The sequence below is a fragment of the Neomoorella sulfitireducens genome (genome assembly GCF_024733845.1).
GTDB lineage: Bacteria > Bacillota > DSM-521 > Neomoorellales > Neomoorellaceae > Neomoorella > Neomoorella sulfitireducens.
In genome coordinates, this window is sequence record NZ_JANRHG010000005.1 from 145,093 (window position 1) to 160,922 (window position 15,830).

Annotated in this window: 14 protein-coding genes; 2 read left to right on the top strand and 12 right to left on the bottom strand. The window is 58.2% G+C overall.

Features of this window, described 5'->3' with window-relative positions; all coding sequences use genetic code 11:
• Window positions 1–9 precede the first annotated feature (9 nt).
• Both NWF31_RS07245 and NWF31_RS07250 read left to right on the top strand, forming a co-directional pair.
• A complete protein-coding gene (locus NWF31_RS07245; protein WP_258359831.1) occupies window positions 10–1,842 on the top strand; it encodes a CotH kinase family protein in 1,833 nt (610 codons plus the stop codon).
• Window positions 1,843–2,033: 191 nt separating this feature from the next.
• Complete coding sequence (locus NWF31_RS07250) at window positions 2,034–2,222, top strand: hypothetical protein (RefSeq protein WP_258359832.1); 189 nt, start codon at window positions 2,034–2,036, stop codon at window positions 2,220–2,222.
• Window positions 2,223–2,255: 33 nt separating this feature from the next.
• Here NWF31_RS07250 and NWF31_RS07255 read toward each other — a convergent pair whose 3' ends face one another.
• From NWF31_RS07255 to NWF31_RS07310, 12 genes are all read right to left on the bottom strand, one after another.
• Entirely contained in the window at window positions 2,256–3,467 is a 1,212-nt protein-coding gene (locus tag NWF31_RS07255) for an ABC transporter permease (protein ID WP_258359833.1), read from the bottom strand.
• On the bottom strand, window positions 3,464–4,213 hold the full coding sequence (locus NWF31_RS07260) for an ABC transporter ATP-binding protein (RefSeq protein WP_258359834.1): 750 nt from the start codon (window positions 4,211–4,213) through the stop codon (window positions 3,464–3,466). The genes NWF31_RS07255 and NWF31_RS07260 overlap by 4 nt, the downstream gene beginning before the upstream one ends.
• 5 nt (window positions 4,214–4,218) lie before the next feature.
• The gene (locus NWF31_RS07265) at window positions 4,219–5,775 is read right to left on the bottom strand and encodes an HlyD family secretion protein (RefSeq protein WP_258359835.1); all 1,557 of its coding nucleotides are present in this window, start codon (window positions 5,773–5,775) and stop codon (window positions 4,219–4,221) included.
• Window positions 5,776–5,966: 191 nt separating this feature from the next.
• Window positions 5,967–6,260: a ferredoxin family protein gene (locus tag NWF31_RS07270; protein WP_258359836.1), complete on the bottom strand. Its 294-nt coding sequence runs from the start codon at window positions 6,258–6,260 to the stop codon at window positions 5,967–5,969.
• 1 nt (window position 6,261) lies between these two features.
• Complete coding sequence (locus tag NWF31_RS07275; protein ID WP_258359837.1) at window positions 6,262–7,551, bottom strand: FAD-dependent oxidoreductase; 1,290 nt, start codon at window positions 7,549–7,551, stop codon at window positions 6,262–6,264.
• A 20-nt stretch (window positions 7,552–7,571) separates the two neighbouring features.
• Complete coding sequence (locus NWF31_RS07280) at window positions 7,572–8,492, bottom strand: electron transfer flavoprotein subunit alpha/FixB family protein (RefSeq protein ID WP_258359838.1); 921 nt, start codon at window positions 8,490–8,492, stop codon at window positions 7,572–7,574.
• A gap of 2 nt (window positions 8,493–8,494) precedes the next feature.
• The gene (locus NWF31_RS07285) at window positions 8,495–9,271 is read right to left on the bottom strand and encodes an electron transfer flavoprotein subunit beta/FixA family protein (protein ID WP_258359839.1); all 777 of its coding nucleotides are present in this window, start codon (window positions 9,269–9,271) and stop codon (window positions 8,495–8,497) included.
• Window positions 9,272–9,313: 42 nt separating this feature from the next.
• Window positions 9,314–10,453, bottom strand: a complete 1,140-nt coding sequence (locus NWF31_RS07290) for an acyl-CoA dehydrogenase family protein (protein ID WP_258359840.1) — start codon at window positions 10,451–10,453, stop codon at window positions 9,314–9,316.
• Window positions 10,454–10,502: 49 nt separating this feature from the next.
• Window positions 10,503–11,642, bottom strand: coding sequence for an acyl-CoA dehydrogenase family protein (locus NWF31_RS07295; protein WP_258359841.1), 1,140 nt, complete (start codon window positions 11,640–11,642; stop codon window positions 10,503–10,505).
• 6 nt (window positions 11,643–11,648) lie between these two features.
• On the bottom strand, window positions 11,649–13,226 hold the full coding sequence (locus NWF31_RS07300) for an acyl CoA:acetate/3-ketoacid CoA transferase (RefSeq protein WP_258359842.1): 1,578 nt from the start codon (window positions 13,224–13,226) through the stop codon (window positions 11,649–11,651).
• Between the two features lie 390 nt (window positions 13,227–13,616).
• Complete coding sequence (locus NWF31_RS07305) at window positions 13,617–13,904, bottom strand: MoaD/ThiS family protein (protein ID WP_258359843.1); 288 nt, start codon at window positions 13,902–13,904, stop codon at window positions 13,617–13,619.
• Window positions 13,904–15,814, bottom strand: coding sequence for an aldehyde ferredoxin oxidoreductase family protein (locus tag NWF31_RS07310; protein WP_258359844.1), 1,911 nt, complete (start codon window positions 15,812–15,814; stop codon window positions 13,904–13,906). Before NWF31_RS07310 ends, NWF31_RS07305 begins: the two co-directional genes overlap by 1 nt.
• Window positions 15,815–15,830 lie beyond the last annotated feature (16 nt).

Genomic DNA, 15,830 nt, shown 5'->3' on the forward strand with positions numbered 1-15,830 from the left:
CTGGAGTTGATGGTGAATGTCAGGACTGCCCTGCTGTCCCTGGTGATGGTGGTATTTACAGCGCTGCTCACCCTGGCCGGCGCGATGTTTGGCACCGGCGCCGTCACGGTTTACGGCGACGAGTATATGACAAAGTACTTCCAGAGAGATAAAGTAATGGAGATTAATATTCAAATAGACCGGGCCGATTGGGACTACCTGATAGAAAACGCCGCCAGGGAGGAATTCTGCACGGCTACGGTCATTGTAAACGGAGACGTTTACCCCCTGGTGCGGATCAGGGCTAAAGGCAACTCCAGCCTCTCGTCGGTGGCGCGCAGTGACAGCAACCGTTACAGCTTTAAGATTAACTTCAACGACATCAATGAAAACCTGACCATGGCCGGGCTGACCCAGCTAAACTTAAACAACTGCTTTTCCGACCCTTCCTATATGCGCGAATACCTCTCATATCAGATATTCGAGGCGATGGGGGTGCCTGTGCCGGCCTTCGCCTATGCCGCCGTCTACGTAAACGGGGAGTATTTCGGCCTTTACCTCGCGGTTGAGAGCATACTGGAACCCTATCTAGAAAGGAACTTCAGCAATATTACCGGCGACCTGTACAAGTCCGTCGGGAATACCCTCAAGTATAACGGCCCGGATCCGGAAAATTATACCGGCCTCCAGGTAAAAAGCACTTTGAAGAATGCCAACTGGTCCAAGCTTATAAAGATGCTCGAGGCACTGAACAGCGGCGTTGACATCGAAAAATATCTCGACGTGGATACGGCGTTGAGGTACCTTGCCGTCAGCACGGCCCTGGCCAACTTCGACAGCTACCAGGGTAATTTCGCCCATAATTACTACCTCTACGAGCAGGACGGGGTCTTTACGATACTGCCCTGGGATTTGAACATGTCCTTCGGCGGCTTCCAGTTCGGCGGGGATACTTCGAAGGTGTATATTGATGAGCCCACCCAGGGGGCAGTAGCCGACAGACCGCTCATCGCCGCGCTTTTGGCCAACGAAGAATACCGGGAGACCTATCACGCTTATCTTGAGGAAATAGCTACAAAATACTTGAGCGGCGGCTATCTGGAAAAGGAGACCGCGAGGGTCTTTAACCTCATTTCCGAATACGTCAGGACCGACCCCACTGCCTTTTATACCTACGACCAGTTCGTAAAGAGTATTTCCGGCACCATCCAGGGCGGGGCCATGGGTGACGAGAACCAGGCAGAAGATGCGGCCCAGGACCAGCAAAATGAGGGGGTAACCCGGGGCTTCCAGATGGGCGGGGTCCGGGAATTCGGCAGCAATGTGCCGGGTTTACTTGAATTTGCTGCCTCCATGTCGCAATCGATACTAAAACAGCTCAGTGGTGAGCTACCTTCTACCAACAATGGCAGCGGTTCCGGCGGCGGCATGGGAATGGTAAGAGGCAGGGTGCCGGACCAGGCGGCCCAAAATAGAGGTATGATACCCCCGGGAAATCAAAACATGGGCGCAGAAAATAGAGGAATGATACCGGATAATCAAAATATGGAAGCATTAGAAGCCATCCGGGAGGAAATAAGGCAGGCCGGCGGTCTTACTGACGAAGTGAGAGAAAAAGCCAGGGAGGCGGGAATTCCTGATAACGTCATTGAGATGCTGGCGGCAGGCCGGGTGGGGCAACCTCCCGGCGGCATGCCTCCCGGCAGAGGCGCGGGTGATATGCGCCCGGCAGGCATGGGCGCACCCCGGAACGGGCCTGTTGATAATACCGCCCTGATTTCCCTGCTGGTATCCGGAAGCGCTATCACCCTGGGTTTAATCATGGCTTTATTCTTCAGGCGCAGGAGATATGTAAAAGCCTGACCGGGGCGACAGTACCTCTCTCCCGGCTTAATACCTTATAACCCTGTCGAGAATATCATACTTATACGAAACAAACTACGCCGGGTGGTTTATATGCTCGCCACCATAAACGAAATCATAGGCGATTTCTCCTACCTCCTGGGAACTGCAGTTGTTGCCGAATGCCTGGTCAAGGGTGTCAGGGACCTTCGTTGATACCCCTCTATCTTGCCCTGGCAATAATTATCGTCGGCCCCGTAGAGGACCTGGCCAACTGCTTTATCGAGAGAATGAAAACCGGGCGCCGTGAAAAGGAGTTATATAAGGAACTGGTGAACCAGATCACCAGCATCGCCTTTCTAATTTTGCTGGAACGGGGAGTAAGCAGAGTGGAAACATAAGTTAAGCCCCCTTTTTCTGAAGGGGGCTCTCTATTATTCATACCGCAAGGCCTCGATGGGGTCAGCAGTGGCGGCCCGTCGGGCGGGGTAGTAGCCGAAGAAGATCCCCACCAAAGCCGAGAAACCTATGGCCAGCAGGATGGAGCCGGGTGCTATGACGGCCGGCCAGCCGGCCAGGACGGCTATCAAGCGGCTGCCGGTGAACCCGGCCAGCAACCCGATTATGCCGCCGGCCAGGCTCAGTACCAGGGCTTCGATTAGAAACTGGCTCAATATTGCCCCGCCGGTGGCCCCTACGGCCATGCGGATGCCAATCTCCCGGGTGCGTTCGGTGACGGATACCAGCATGATGTTCATGATGCCGATGCCGCCTACTAACAGGGATACCGCCGCCACACCTGCTAATAGCATGGTCATGGTCCTGGCGGTCTCTTGTACGGTTTCCATGATGGCCGTCATGTTCTGGATGCTGAAGTCGTTTTCTTTTTCGCTGCTGAGGCGGTGCCGCTGGCGTAAGAGGGCGGTTATTTCTTCTTCTACCGTGCTGAGGCTGGCGGCGTCCCGGGCCTGGACGTTGATGACCTGGACGTTACGACTGCCGCTGAAGCGCTGCTGGGCGGTGGTGACGGGGATGTAGATCATGTCGTCCTGGTCCTGGCCGCCCATGCCGCCGCCCTGGGCTTTGAGGACGCCGACGACGGTGAACCTTAAATTGTTCAGGGTGATGGTTTGGCCGACGGCGCTGGTGCCGCCGGGAAAGAGGTTGCTTTCTACCGTTGGCCCGAGGACGGCCACCTGCCTGGACTGTTCGATGTCTTCGGCGGTAAAGAAGGCCCCGGCTGTCGTTTCCAAGTTCCTCAGCTGGGCGTAGGTGTCACTGGTACCTTTGACGGTGGTGCTCCAGGTCTGGCTGCCGGCGGCGGCCGTGACCTGCTGGTTGACTTCCGGGGCGACTTGCTGCACCAGGGGGAGTCCGGCTATGGCTTCGGCGTCTTTCAAGGTGAGACTTTCGATGCCGGCGGCGCCGCGTACGGGGCCGAAACCCGTCCCCGGGCGCACCATAAGTATGTTGGACCCCATGCGGGCTATCCTTTCGGTTACCTGGGCCGTGGCTCCCTGGCCGATGCTGACCATGATGATTACTGCGGCGACGCCGATGATGATGCCTAGCATGGTGAGTAGCGAGCGCATCTTGTTGGCCATGAGCCCCCGCCAGGCTACGGCCAGTGCCGCCCTGAAGTTCATGCTTTCCCCTCCCCTGCCGGCGGCGTCGCCGGCCCTTCTTTTGCCTGCCGCGGCTGTGTAATGACTTCGTCGGCGATGATTTGGCCGTCGCGCAGGCGTACCAGCCGCCGGCAGTAGGCGGCGATGTCGGGTTCATGGGTGACGATGATTACCGTTAGTCCTTTTTCTTGGTGCAGCTTCTGGATGATGGCCATTACTTCGATGCTGGTGCGGGTGTCCAGGGCGCCGGTGGGTTCGTCGGCTAAGATGATGGCCGGGTCGTTTACCAGGGCGCGGGCAATGGCTACTCGCTGCTGCTGCCCGCCGGATAGCTGGTTGGGCTGGTGGTGTTCGCGGCCTTCTAATCCTACCTGCTGCAGGGCGGCCAGGGCCCGCACCTGCATCTCCCGCCGGGGTACCCCGGCGTAGATCAGGGGCAGGGCGACGTTTTCCCAGGCCGCCAGGTTGCCGATTAGGTTGAAGCTCTGGAAGACAAACCCTATCTGCCGGTTGCGAATGTAGGCCAGCTGGTCCGGTGTGAGCCCGGTGACGTCCTGGCCGCGGAAAAGGTAGCGGCCGCCGGTGGGCTTATCCAGGCAGCCCAGGATATGCATGAGGGTGGACTTGCCCGACCCGGAGGCCCCCATGATGGCTACCATTTCTCCTGCTGTGATTTCCAGGTCTATGCCCCGCAGGGCGTGTACACGGTTTTCGCCGCTGGCGTATACCCTGGTCACTCCTTCGAGCTTTATTACGGGTGCGGCCATGTTTCCTACCTCCCCGGGGGGGCGCCTGCCGGCGGCCCCATCATGGGCCCGGGGGTTACCGGCGTCCTTGTTTGGTTGCTGGTGGACGAGCTGGTGGAGTTGCCGGCTGTTTTCCCGCTGGTAGTGCTGGTGCCGATGATGACCGCTTCTCCTGCCTGCAGCCCGCTTACTACTTCGACGTTGCTCGCGTCGCTCACGCCGGTGACGACCTGGCGGGGTACCGGCCGGCCGTTTTCTAATACCAGCACTATGGCCTTAGCTGTGCCGGCTTCTCCGGCGCCTGCCGCGCTCGTGCCCGCGCCTGTATTTGTACTGGCTGTGCCGCTCTCCTGCCCGCTGCCCCGGTTTGCGCCACCGCCGGGAGCGCTACCTCCTTGCTTGCTGCTCCCGGCCGTCCTGCTGCCGGGGGCAGCTGTATCGCCGCCGGCTGTAGTGCCACCGTTCTGGAGGCTGCTGGCACTGTAGTTTCTGGCAAAGGTCAGGGCTGCCCTGGGTATGGTTAAGACGTTGTCCTTGCGGGCGATGATAAAGTCAACGCTGGCCGTCATGCCGGCCCGCAGTGATTGGCTCTTATTCTTATCTATGGATATGACTACTTCGTAGAGCTGGACGTTGGAGATGGTTTGGGCTTCGGGGGCGATCCAGGCTACTTTCCCGGGTATTTCTTCTCCGGGCAGGGCGTTGACGGTAAGGGTTACTTCCTGTCCTACCTTTACTTCGTTAATATCGGCTTCGTTTACCCGGGCGCGTACCTGCAGTTCTTCCGTGATCAGGGTAATGAAGCCGCTACCACTGTCGCTGCTGCCGACGCGGTACCCTACTTCGCCGTTGACGGCGCTGATGATGCCGTCCCAGGGGGCACGGACCCGGGCGCCGTCAAAATTGTTCTGGGCCAGGGTTAACTGTGCCCGGGCTACCTCTACCTGCGCCTGCGCCGCCGCGATCTCTTCCGGCCGGCTGCCGTTTTTCAGTTCTTCCAGGGCTGCTTCGGCCTGGCGCAGCTTCGCCGCCGCACTATCACGTTCGCTTATGGCGCTGTCCAGCTCCGCTTTTGATAGTGCTCCGGCTTCGTACAGGGCCTGGCTGCGCCCGGCTGCGGCTGCGGCGTTGTTGTAGGCTATCCGCGCGGTTTCGACGCTGGCTTCTGCCTGGATGATTTCTGCAGCCGTGGCGCCGGCTTCCAGCTTCTGGAGGTTGGCCAGGGCGCTGTTGTAACTTGCCTGGGCCTGGGCCAGCTGGGCTTCCAGTTCGGTGGTGTCCTGGAGGGCCAGTACCTGCCCGGCTTTGACCGCGTCCCCGGGCTTGACGTAGATGGCTTTGATGATGCCGCCGGTTTTAAACCCCAGCGTAACGCTCTTGACCGGTTCGATGCTGCCGGTGGCGTTGATGGTGTTTTTAATATTGCCCTGGCCGGCAGGCATGGTTATGTAGGTTACCCCTGTATTCCTCCCGTGCTGCCACCACAGGATGGCGCCGCCGAGGAGTATAACTAAACAGGCCCCCACAAGCCATTTGCCTTTATGCGACCGTGGGGGCGTTACCGGGACTGCACCGGTTGCCATGTCAATCTCCTCTCCCGCTGCTCACTGCTGGATCTCTAATTTCCAATTATATCAGGAACATGGTGATTAAACCTTAAAAATTTATAAGAAATTTGGGGAAGCCCCGGCCGGTTATTACTACAATGAGCCGTAAGCAACAGAAAAAAAGAGAGGGCGGCCTGCCCCCTCCTTTCCTGTCACCCTGCAGCCGTCTAGCCAAACCTGTAGGTCACCCCGAAGGTCGCGCGGGGATACTGCCACTCGATGGCGCCCTTATGCCTGCACATTATCCTGCACGTCCCGCATTCGAGGCACCCGGCGTGGTCGAAACTTATATCCCCGTCCTGATCAAGGCGGTACAGTCCCGCCGGGCAGACCACGAGACACGGTTTCTCCGTACATCCGGCGCATATCTCTTTTTTTATTTTAATATGCGGCTCCTTTTCATCCACGTTGAATTTATTGAGACTTAAAAGTTCGGGTGTATCCATGATCCTTATGCTCATATCAGTTCTTTAGCCCCCTGAGCCCGTCCTTTATAACCTGCCACCAGCCCGGCCCGCCGTCCCTCATGGCTGCTTTAACCTTTGCCCGCAAGGATGGCGGCACACTCCCGTCCACGGTAAACAACTCCCGGAAGACGTTGATGATAAACCGGGGATACTGTTCGTATAACCGCGGGGTGTCCAGAAGGTCAACATAGCCCTGCACCGCTTTCATGGTTGGGAGCACTTTAAGGTTCTCCAGCTCCTGCATGTAGGCCGAGCCTACGCGTTCAGGCTTTGTCTCGGACAGCACGGCCCGGGCCGCAGCCACGCCGCTTAAAACTGCCAGGTCCATGCCCCGGATAGTGTAGCCGAGGTTGACGACGAACCCGGCGCTGTCACCCGTGACCAGGAAACCGTCCCGGTAAAGCCGCCGCGGCACGCCCCGGTACCCTGCTTCGCCGACCAGGTGGGCCCCATACTCCACTGTTTCCCCGCCTTCGATGAGGGGATACACGGCGGGATGCATTTTGAGCTCCTGGAATATCCTGTGCACCGGCTTCCCGTGCCCGGCCACCTCTTCCGGCGCCACCACGCATCCTAAAGAAATGCTCTCTTTATTGGTATAGAGAAAACCGCCGCCTTTTATGCCTTCCGTGCAGCCGAGGATAAGGAGGGCGGTACCCTCTTCACCCCTGACGCCAAAACGTTCTTCAATGACTTTAGGGGGCAGGGCTATGATCTCTTTCACCCCTACAGCCACGTTGACGGCCGCGATATCACCAATAAGCCCGGCCTTTTGGGCGAGAATAGAGTTCACCCCGTCGGCAGCGACGACAACATCAGCATATACTTCATCTTCGCCCGCTTTTACCCCTGCAATGCGCCCGTTCTCTTCGATAACATCGTCTACCTTGATGCCGCACGCTACAATTGCGCCCGCTTCCTCGGCCTTGCCGGCCAGCCAGCCGTCCAGCACGGCCCGCAGCACCGTGTACGACTGGGGGACCTCGCCCTCGCGGTTAAAGGAAGGGTCATGGTAATCGATGGTCACCGCCCGGTCACCCGAGAGCACCATGATCTCTTCCCGGGTGACCCTCCTTTCGACCGCCGCTTCCCGGACAAACTCGTCGCCCAGAACCTTGAGGGCGTGGGTATAGAGCCTTCCCCCGCTTACGTTTTTGGCCCCGGCCGTGTCCCCCCGTTCGACGAGCAAGACGCTCTTGCCTTCCCTCGCCAGGGTGCAGGCGCAGGCGCTGCCTGCCGGTCCCGCCCCCACTACGATGACATCAAATTTCTCTTCACCGCTCAAGAGCTATCTCTCCCTTGACTTCAAGCGCTCTGCAAAGCCCGGATTAACAGGGGGACTACCTCATACAGGTCACCAACGATGCCGTAGTCCGCCGCCCGGAAGATGGGGGCATTCTCATTTATATCGACGGCCACGATGAGCTTCGAGTCTCTTATCCCTACCACGTGCTGCACCTGTCCCGACACGCCGAGGGACAGGTAGAGCCGCGGTTTTACCGTGGCACCGGAAATGCCTATATACGCGTCGGCGGGCAGCCATTTGCGTTCTTCGGCCACGCCGCGGGAGCAACCTATCTCGGCCCCTAAAACCTGCGCCAGCTCTCCGGCCAGGGCCAGGTCCTCTTTTTTGGCGAAGCCCATGCCTGCGCACACTATCTTTTCGGCGGCGCTTAGATCTACACCTCGTTTATCGAGGGGCGATCTTTCCACCAGGGATATCCTCGTATCGGGTTGTAAGTCCAGGGTTACAATTTCGGCCTCTTCTTCCCCCTCCGCCGGGGGTTCAAATTTCCCGCCGGGAATGGTCAGCACGGCCGGTACCGGGGCTTTCTCCTTCCGGACCACCGCGCCGCCGTACATCAGGCGTTCGGTAATAAACGCCCCGTCTTCGTACCGGACGGAAGACACGTCGCTGATGAGCGGCCAATCGAGATAACCGGCCACCCTGGCCGCCAGTTCCCTTCCCCTGACGGTAGAGCCTGCTACAAAGGCTTCGGCCCCTTCCTGTGCCACCACCCCGGCCAGGGCCCTGGCATAGTTTTCAAGCAGCCGGTTTTCTCCCTCCAGCACGAGCACTTTGCCTGCCCCGCTCCGGGCAAAACGCCGCGCCGTTCCGGCGTCAAAGGTAACTACGCATGCTTTTTTCCCTGCGGATATTGAGAAACTTATCAGTTCACAGGCTACGGCTGGTTTGTCGGCATAGATGACAAAGGTACCTGCCATGGCTAGATAACCCCTTCCTTCTTAAGGTAAGCGACCAGTTCCCGGACCCTCCCGGCCAAATCGCCTTCTTTTAAGATAACGTTCTTGCGGTCCATTATATAGCCTTGAGTATCTATTACCTCCGACCCGGCAAACACGTCTTTCTCTTCCAGGCCGAGGGCTTCCAATGTCAATTCCCGGGAAGGTTTTTTCCCTGCAGCCAGCACGGCCTTGAGACTGGGTACCGGTGCCTCGTTTATTTCCGGGAGGGCGCTTACTACGGCAGGAAGGGTTACCTTGACCTTTTCCGTGCAGTCCTCGAGCTTACGGGTGGCGAGTAAGATATCGCCTTCCGCCTCCAGGCCGCACACCGCCGTCACCACGGGGAGATCGAGCATTGCTCCCAGGCGCGGTCCTACCTGCCGGGCATAGGTATCGCCGGCCCCTTCCCCGCATATGACCAGCTTGAAGTCACCTATCTTCTTCACCGCAGCGGCCAGGACCCTGGCCGTCACGGCCCCGTCAGCGCGCCCGGCCTGGCTGTGGTTTACCCAGTATACTTCGTCCAGGCCCCTGGACAAGGCGTCCTTTAAGGACTGCCTGGCCTCCGGCCCCCCGAAGGTAAGGCCCACTGCCCGGCAATCCAGTTCCGGGGCTATCCTCACCCCGGCTTCTATGGCATTCTTGTCGTATTCGCTTATCTTACGCTGGGCTTTGGAAAAGTCAATACTGCGGTCGGAATTTATCCTTATGTCTTTTTCGTCTATTACCCATTTATAGCAGACTATAACTTTGGCCATGCTCTTCCCCCCCGCGATTTTTGCCGGATGGTAGTCAGGGATTTATGCCAGGGCGTTTTCCGCCACCAGGTAATCCGGGTACTCAAAGAGGCTGTCGGTAATGAGGGCGCCTTTTACATCCCGGAAAAGCCTTTCAACAATGAGTTCCTGGCTGTAGCCGTATCCCCCGTGAACCTGGATGGCATCGATGCAGGCGCCCTGGCCCGCCCGGGCGGCGAACATGTGCACCATGGCCGCCTCGGCGATAAAGGGCTCGCCTTTATCTACCAGGTCGGCCGTGCTGTATACGGCCAGCCTGGCCAGGTGGAGGTTGGCAGACATGGTGGCAATCATCTGCCGGATGGCCGGGAACCGGGCGATGGGCTGGTCGAACTGGACCCTCTCCCCGGCGTACTTGACCGACTCCGCCAGCGCGGCCTGCATTATGCCTGTTATTTGCGCCGCGGCCGATATTTTCCCCAGGGCCAGGGCCTCATGTAGCATGGCGGCCGCGCCGTTCTCCGGCCCCAAAAGGCTGTCCCCGCTTACCTCTACTCCTTCCAGGGCCAGTTCGGCCGCCTGTAAGCCGTTCAGCCCCATCTTTTCTACCTGCCTTAGCACATTAAACCCCGGTACGTCCTTCTCCACGATAAAAGCCGACAGGCCCTCAAGGCCCTTTTCCGGTTCGGTAAGGGCAAACACGATGTAGACGTCCGCCGCGCCGCCGTTGGCTACAAAATACTTGCGGCCGTTCAAAACATAGCCGTCGCCTTTTCTTACGGCTACCACCCTGTGCTCGCCGCAGCCAACGGACGCGCCCGGTTCGTACAGGGCAAAAGCCCCCAGTTTTTCGCCCCCGCACATGGGGGACAGGAAACGCTCCTTCTGGGCGGCCGTACCCCACCGGTAGATGGCGTATGCCGCCAGGGAACAATGGTTGATAAGGATTGATCCGAGGGAGGCGCAGGCCCTGGATATCTCCTCCACGGCCAGGACATAGCTCAAGAATCCAGCCTCCACACCCCCGTATTCTTGCGGAAAGGGAAGCCCGAAGAAATCATGTTCGGCCATTTTCCTGACCATTTCCTCCGGGTGGCTGCCCTGGCGGTCGATTGCTGTGGCCACAGGTTCCACGTATCTCCCGGCAAATTCCCTGGCGTTCTGCTGGATCAGAAGCTGCTCCTCTGTCAGCGGGTACCGCATACCATTAACCCCCTTCAGCTTAAACCTGCTGGCCTGTAGTCACCCGGGGTTACCCCCTGAGCAGGTGATTGGCGATAACTATCCTCTGGATCTGGTTGGTCCCCTCGTATATCTGCGTGATCTTGGCATCGCGCATGAGTTTTTCCACCCTGGAATCCTTGCTGTATCCGAGGGCGCCCATAATCGCGACCGCTTCGGCCGTAACCTCCATGGCTACGTCAGCAGCATAAGCCTTGGCCATGGCCGATTCCTTCGAGTAGGGTAACCCGGCTCCCTTCAAGGCCAGGGCCCGGCGCACCATAAGCCTTGCGGTCTCTACTTTCATGGCCATATCCGCCAGCTTAAACTGGACTAACTGTTCGGAAGCCAGGGGCCTGCCCCCGTCCCGGCGGGATTTGACGTAATTGATGCACTCATCCAGTGCGGCCCTCGCCACCCCAACGGCTATGGCTCCCACGATGGGCCTGGCCATATCCAGGGTCTGCATGGCAATCTTGAAGCCTTCCCCTTCTCTGCCCAGGAGATGACCTGCAGGTACCCTGACGTCTTTAAACCGCATCTCTACGGTGTTGGAGGCGCGAATGCCCATTTTGTGCTCTTCATGCCCTATTGTTATGCCCTCGCGTTCTCGCTCGACGATGAAGGCGCTGAGCCCGCGGTGCTTCAAGGCGGTATTAGTGGAGGCAAAGACGATAAAGATATCGGCCATGGCCCCGGTTGTGATGAAGCACTTGGTCCCGTTTATGACGTATTCATCCCCTTGGCGCCTGGCCACGGTGGCAACCGCCCCGGCATCCGATCCGGCCCCCGGCTCTGTCAGGGCAAAGCCGCCCAGGCCCCCGGCCACCAGGGTGCCGAAAAAGAGTCTTTTCTGCTCCTCGTTGCCTGCTATCAGCACCGGGTAGGAGCTCAGGCCGTTCCCGCCCAGGGTCGTGGCGACACCGGCGCAGCCGTACGCGAACTCCTCGACTATGACGGAAATGGTCAGGGAATCCAGCTCCGGGCCGCCGTACTCTTTGGGCGCGGTCATACAGTTAAGACCTATTTCTTTTACCGCTTCGACGATAGGCCAGGGGAACTCGCCCGTCCTGTCATAGGTACCGGCCACCGGGATTATCTTTTCCCGGGTAAATTTGCGGGCCAGCTCTTGATATCGCTGTTGTTCGGGTGTCAGTAATAGATCAACCATCTTCTCTCACCGGCCTCTCTTTCTGGCTTCTATGATACCGCGGAGCTGCCCCCAGCGGGGCAGGAAGATCTCCCGGGGCATACTCTTTAAATTGCTTGCTATCCGGGGTTTAAAATCCATCTGCGCCAGTATATCTTTTTCCAGATCGACGCCGGGGGCAATCTCTATGAGGGTTACGCCGCCGTCATCCAAATTAAAGACCGCTCGTTCGGTGACATAGAGGACGGGTTGCTTGATCTTTTGCGCGTACCTGCCGCTAAAGGTTATCTGATCGACCTTGTTAATAAACTTTTTGCTCCTGCCTTCCTGCTCGATTGCAAGCTTCCCGTCTTCTACCCTGACTTTTAGCCCCCCGGCGGTAAAGGTCCCGCAGAAAACCACTTTCTTGGAGGTCTGGCTGATGTTGATAAAGCCGCCGCAGCCTATGACCCGCCTCCCGAACTTGCTGACGTTGACGTTTCCTTCAGCGTCCACCTGGGCCTGGCCCAGGAAGGCCACGTCTATACCGCCGCCGTCATAGAAGTCGAACTGGGCATGGTGCTCGATGGTGGCTTCGGCATTGTAAGCGTGCCCGAAGTGAGGCAGGCTGGCGGGAACGCCCCCGATGCTGCCCGCCTCGGTGGTCAGGGTCATGAGATCCACGGCTTTCTCCTCGGCAGCTACCGCGGCCACATCCGAGGGTATGCCTACTCCCAGGTTGACAATGGCCCCGGGTATAAGCTCCATGGCCGCACGGCGCGCAATTATCTTGCGCTCGTCCAGGGGCAGGGGTTGGAGGGCTTCTAAAGGCACTTTTATCTCGCCGGCAAAGGCCGGGTTATAATAGGTACCCTCGGTCTGGTAATGATACTCGGTGTCGGTACAGACCACAATATAGTCCACCAGGATACCCGGTACCTTTACGTCTTTGGGATGCAGCGTCCCTGCTTTCGCTACGTACTCTACCTGGGCGATGACTGTGCCGCCGCTGTTCCTGGTGGCCTGGGCTAAAGGTAGAGCTTCCACCAGGATTCCTTCTTTATCCATAGTGAGGTTGCCGTTCTCATCAGCTACCGTGCCGCGGATTAGGGCCACATCGACGGGGAAGGTTTTAAAAAAAAGGTATTCTTCGCCCTCCAGCTCAATCACTTGCACGATATCCTCGGTGGTGCGGGAATTTAACTTTGCTCCACCAGTACGCGGGTCGACGAAGGTGCCCAGACCCACTTTTGTTATGACGCCGGGACGCCGGGCGGCAATCTCCCGCCAGAGGTGGACTATTACACCCTGGGGCAGGTTGTAGGCCTCGATCTTGTCCTCCTCGACCAGCCTGCACATATTGGCCGAAGAACCTATGTGGGCCCCGATCCACCTTTTGATGAGCCCTTCGTGCCCCAGGCGGGTGATCCCCTTTTCTTTCCAGTCACCGGTAGCCGACCCGTGCACCAGGGTCAGGTCCCGGGGATGCCCGGTAGCCAGGAATCTCCTCTCTATGGCCCTGGCAATCTCTTCCGGCCACCCGGCCAGTCCGAAGGCGGCTGCTGCTACTGTAGCCCCGTCCCGGATGAGGGCTGCAACTTCATCAGCAGTTCTGATCTTGGGCACAGCTATATCCTCCTACGCATTTTTTCACTTCTCGGGGACTTTTACAAAGGTTTTTTTTGCAATTTCCATGCCAAAACTCAAAGGCGGGTCCTGTGAGACCAGCCCGGCCTTGTAGAACTTAATGGGGAACATTTTGCATAAAAATAAACGGCAAGTATGTACCGCTACAGGTACATCGCCTCTGTAACCGGTTACATGCAAGAAGCAACAATATATAAAGGGCCTATCCCTGCGGCCAGGCCAAGGGTTAGCAGCCCTACGGTCCAACCGTATTTGCAGGCGAGGCCCTTGCTTACTGTCAATTCTCCGGTGCTTTACTATGCCCGGATCGATACGATAATACCAGAATAGTGGTTTGCGGCCCTGCTTTCCGCGGCCGCAAACCACCCTCTAACCTCCTGCTGCAGGGGGGAGAATCAGGACGGTGTCTCCCTCAACCAGGGGGGTATCCAGTCCCTGCAGCCCGATTATATCCCTGCCGTTGACCATAAACCGGATATAGCGGTACGGTTCACCGGTATCAGGCCGGATAAGCTTATTCCTTAACGGTTCGCCGTAGCCGTCGATCAGGCTCCCTACCAGGGCGCGCAGGGTCGACCCCTCCGGGACCTCGACTTCAACCATTCGCCCGCCCAATAACTGGGCCAGGTCGAGTATGGCCTCCACCTTTATTTTCATTAAGAACCTGACCCGCCCTTGAGGGAGGCCCTGGCCTTCTCTACCGCCTCTACCGTATCCTCTAAGCCCAGTTCCACCAGTTTTTCTTTGGTCGGCAGCCCCGTCTCCTTATCCCAGCCCCTGGCCTCATAATACTCGTCGAGCATTTTATCCAGGTCTTCCCGGGATATGAGCTGGCCTGCGGAGTTACCGGCCTTAATGGGCTCTTCCATAAGCCTGGCCGGCAGGGTATCGTCGGCACGGCTGAAGCCTTCCCGGGCATTGAATACCCGGGCCAGGTTCATTATCCTTTCCCCTGCCTGCCATATATCTTCCGCAGTCAGGGAAAGCCCGGAGGCAGCGTTTATCAGCCCGGCTATGATTCTTGGTCCTTCAATGGCCAGGGCCGAATTGAGGAAATTGCAGAAGGTCGGGGAGTCAAAGCAGGACACGGCGAAATCCTGGTTCCACTTGGTGAGTTTACCCTTGCCTTTAATCTCCAGCCGGTCCACGGGTTCAGGCAGGGGAACGCCGAAAATCTCCTGGAAGGCATAGCCGCGGTTGTGGTCGGCCCCTGTGTAAGAGGTAATATAGTTGAGGCCGTGGGCCTTGGCGCCGCGAATGTCGTAAGCAGGGAGTTCCAGGCCTTTTATGTGCATGGCGTACCTGTCCGCTCCCCTGCCGAAACGCTGGGCGGCCAGGCGCGAACCGTCGGCCAGCACGTCGCCGAAGCCTTCCCGGATGGCCATCTTGCGGATGAGTTCCAGGACGCTCTCATAATTGCCGAACCGCAGTTCCAGCCCGTCGACTTCTTCTTTACCGAGTATGCCCCGCTCGTAAAGCTCTATGGCCATGCCGATAGTTACCCCGGTTGAAATGGAATCCAGGCCATACTCGTCGCACAGGCGGTCGGCTGCTATGACTGCCGGGGCGTAATCGACACCCACATTGCTGCCCAGGGAATAAATGGTTTCAAACTCCGGCCCCTCGGCCAGCACGCTGGCATAGGCGCCATCCTTCGCCGTCCTGACCTGGCTGCAGGCTACCGGGCAACGGTAGCAGGGATTACGCCTGATGGTATAGGCATCCATGGCCTGGCCGCCTAACTTATCGACCGGGCTGAAAACGCCCGTTTCCATCCAGTTCTTCGCCGACCAGATGCCCATGGCTGAGGTGACTTCTACCGCGACGGAAGTGCCCATCTTGGAAAGGGCGGGATAAAGGGCGGGGTCGTCACGCATCAGCTTGTGCAGGTCCTTTAATATCTGGGAGAAAGACTGGGGATCTTGTACCGGGACATCCTTCGTAGCCCGTACGGCGATGGCCTTGAGGTTTTTGCTGCCCATTACCGCACCGACGCCTTTGCGGCCCGCAGCCCGGCGCTCGTTTATAATACAGGCTATCCTGGAAAGCTTTTCGCCGGCCGGTCCTATACAGGACACGCGCACGTTATGGTCGCCCAGTTCCTCCTTAATGAAAAGCTGGGTGTCGGTGGTCATCATGCCCCAGAGCCGTTCTGCATTCCTGAACTGCACATCTCCATCTTTGATATATAGATACACCGGGCTCTCGGCCTTGCCCTCAATAATAACGGCATCATAGCCGGCAAATTTCAGTTCAGCGGGAAAATAGCCCGCGCTCAAGGCCATGGCCACCCCGCCCGTTAAGGGCGAACGCGAAACAACTGCCATGCGGCTGGCGCAGGGAGCATCCGTTCCTGTCATTGGACCTGTAGTAATTACCAACACGTTCTCCGGGCTTAAAGGGTCCACGCCCGGTCCCACGGCATCGTAAAGCAGTTTTATGCCCAGGCCGGCGCCGCCAATGTATGCGGCCACTATTGCCGGGTCTAAGTCTTCAACATTCCACTTTTTCTCCGTAAGATTGACTCTGAGAATCTTTCCCCAGTACCCGCCTTTCAGGGTAGCCATCACTTTATCCCTCCTA

Excerpts from the sequence above, each read along its gene's own strand:
- NWF31_RS07245 (WP_258359831.1), top strand. The coding sequence starts at position 10 with ATGGTGAATGTCAGGACTGCCCTGCTGTCCCTGGTGATGGTGGTATTT.
- NWF31_RS07255 (WP_258359833.1), bottom strand. The coding sequence starts at position 3,467 with ATGAACTTCAGGGCGGCACTGGCCGTAGCCTGGCGGGGGCTCATGGCC.
- NWF31_RS07260 (WP_258359834.1), bottom strand. The coding sequence starts at position 4,213 with ATGGCCGCACCCGTAATAAAGCTCGAAGGAGTGACCAGGGTATACGCC.
- NWF31_RS07265 (WP_258359835.1), bottom strand. The coding sequence starts at position 5,775 with ATGGCAACCGGTGCAGTCCCGGTAACGCCCCCACGGTCGCATAAAGGC.
- NWF31_RS07270 (WP_258359836.1), bottom strand. The coding sequence starts at position 6,260 with ATGAGCATAAGGATCATGGATACACCCGAACTTTTAAGTCTCAATAAA.
- NWF31_RS07280 (WP_258359838.1), bottom strand. The coding sequence starts at position 8,492 with ATGGCAGGTACCTTTGTCATCTATGCCGACAAACCAGCCGTAGCCTGT.
- NWF31_RS07285 (WP_258359839.1), bottom strand. The coding sequence starts at position 9,271 with ATGGCCAAAGTTATAGTCTGCTATAAATGGGTAATAGACGAAAAAGAC.
- NWF31_RS07290 (WP_258359840.1), bottom strand. The coding sequence starts at position 10,453 with ATGCGGTACCCGCTGACAGAGGAGCAGCTTCTGATCCAGCAGAACGCC.
- NWF31_RS07295 (WP_258359841.1), bottom strand. The coding sequence starts at position 11,642 with ATGGTTGATCTATTACTGACACCCGAACAACAGCGATATCAAGAGCTG.
- NWF31_RS07305 (WP_258359843.1), bottom strand. The coding sequence starts at position 13,904 with ATGAAAATAAAGGTGGAGGCCATACTCGACCTGGCCCAGTTATTGGGC.
- NWF31_RS07310 (WP_258359844.1), bottom strand. The coding sequence starts at position 15,814 with ATGGCTACCCTGAAAGGCGGGTACTGGGGAAAGATTCTCAGAGTCAAT.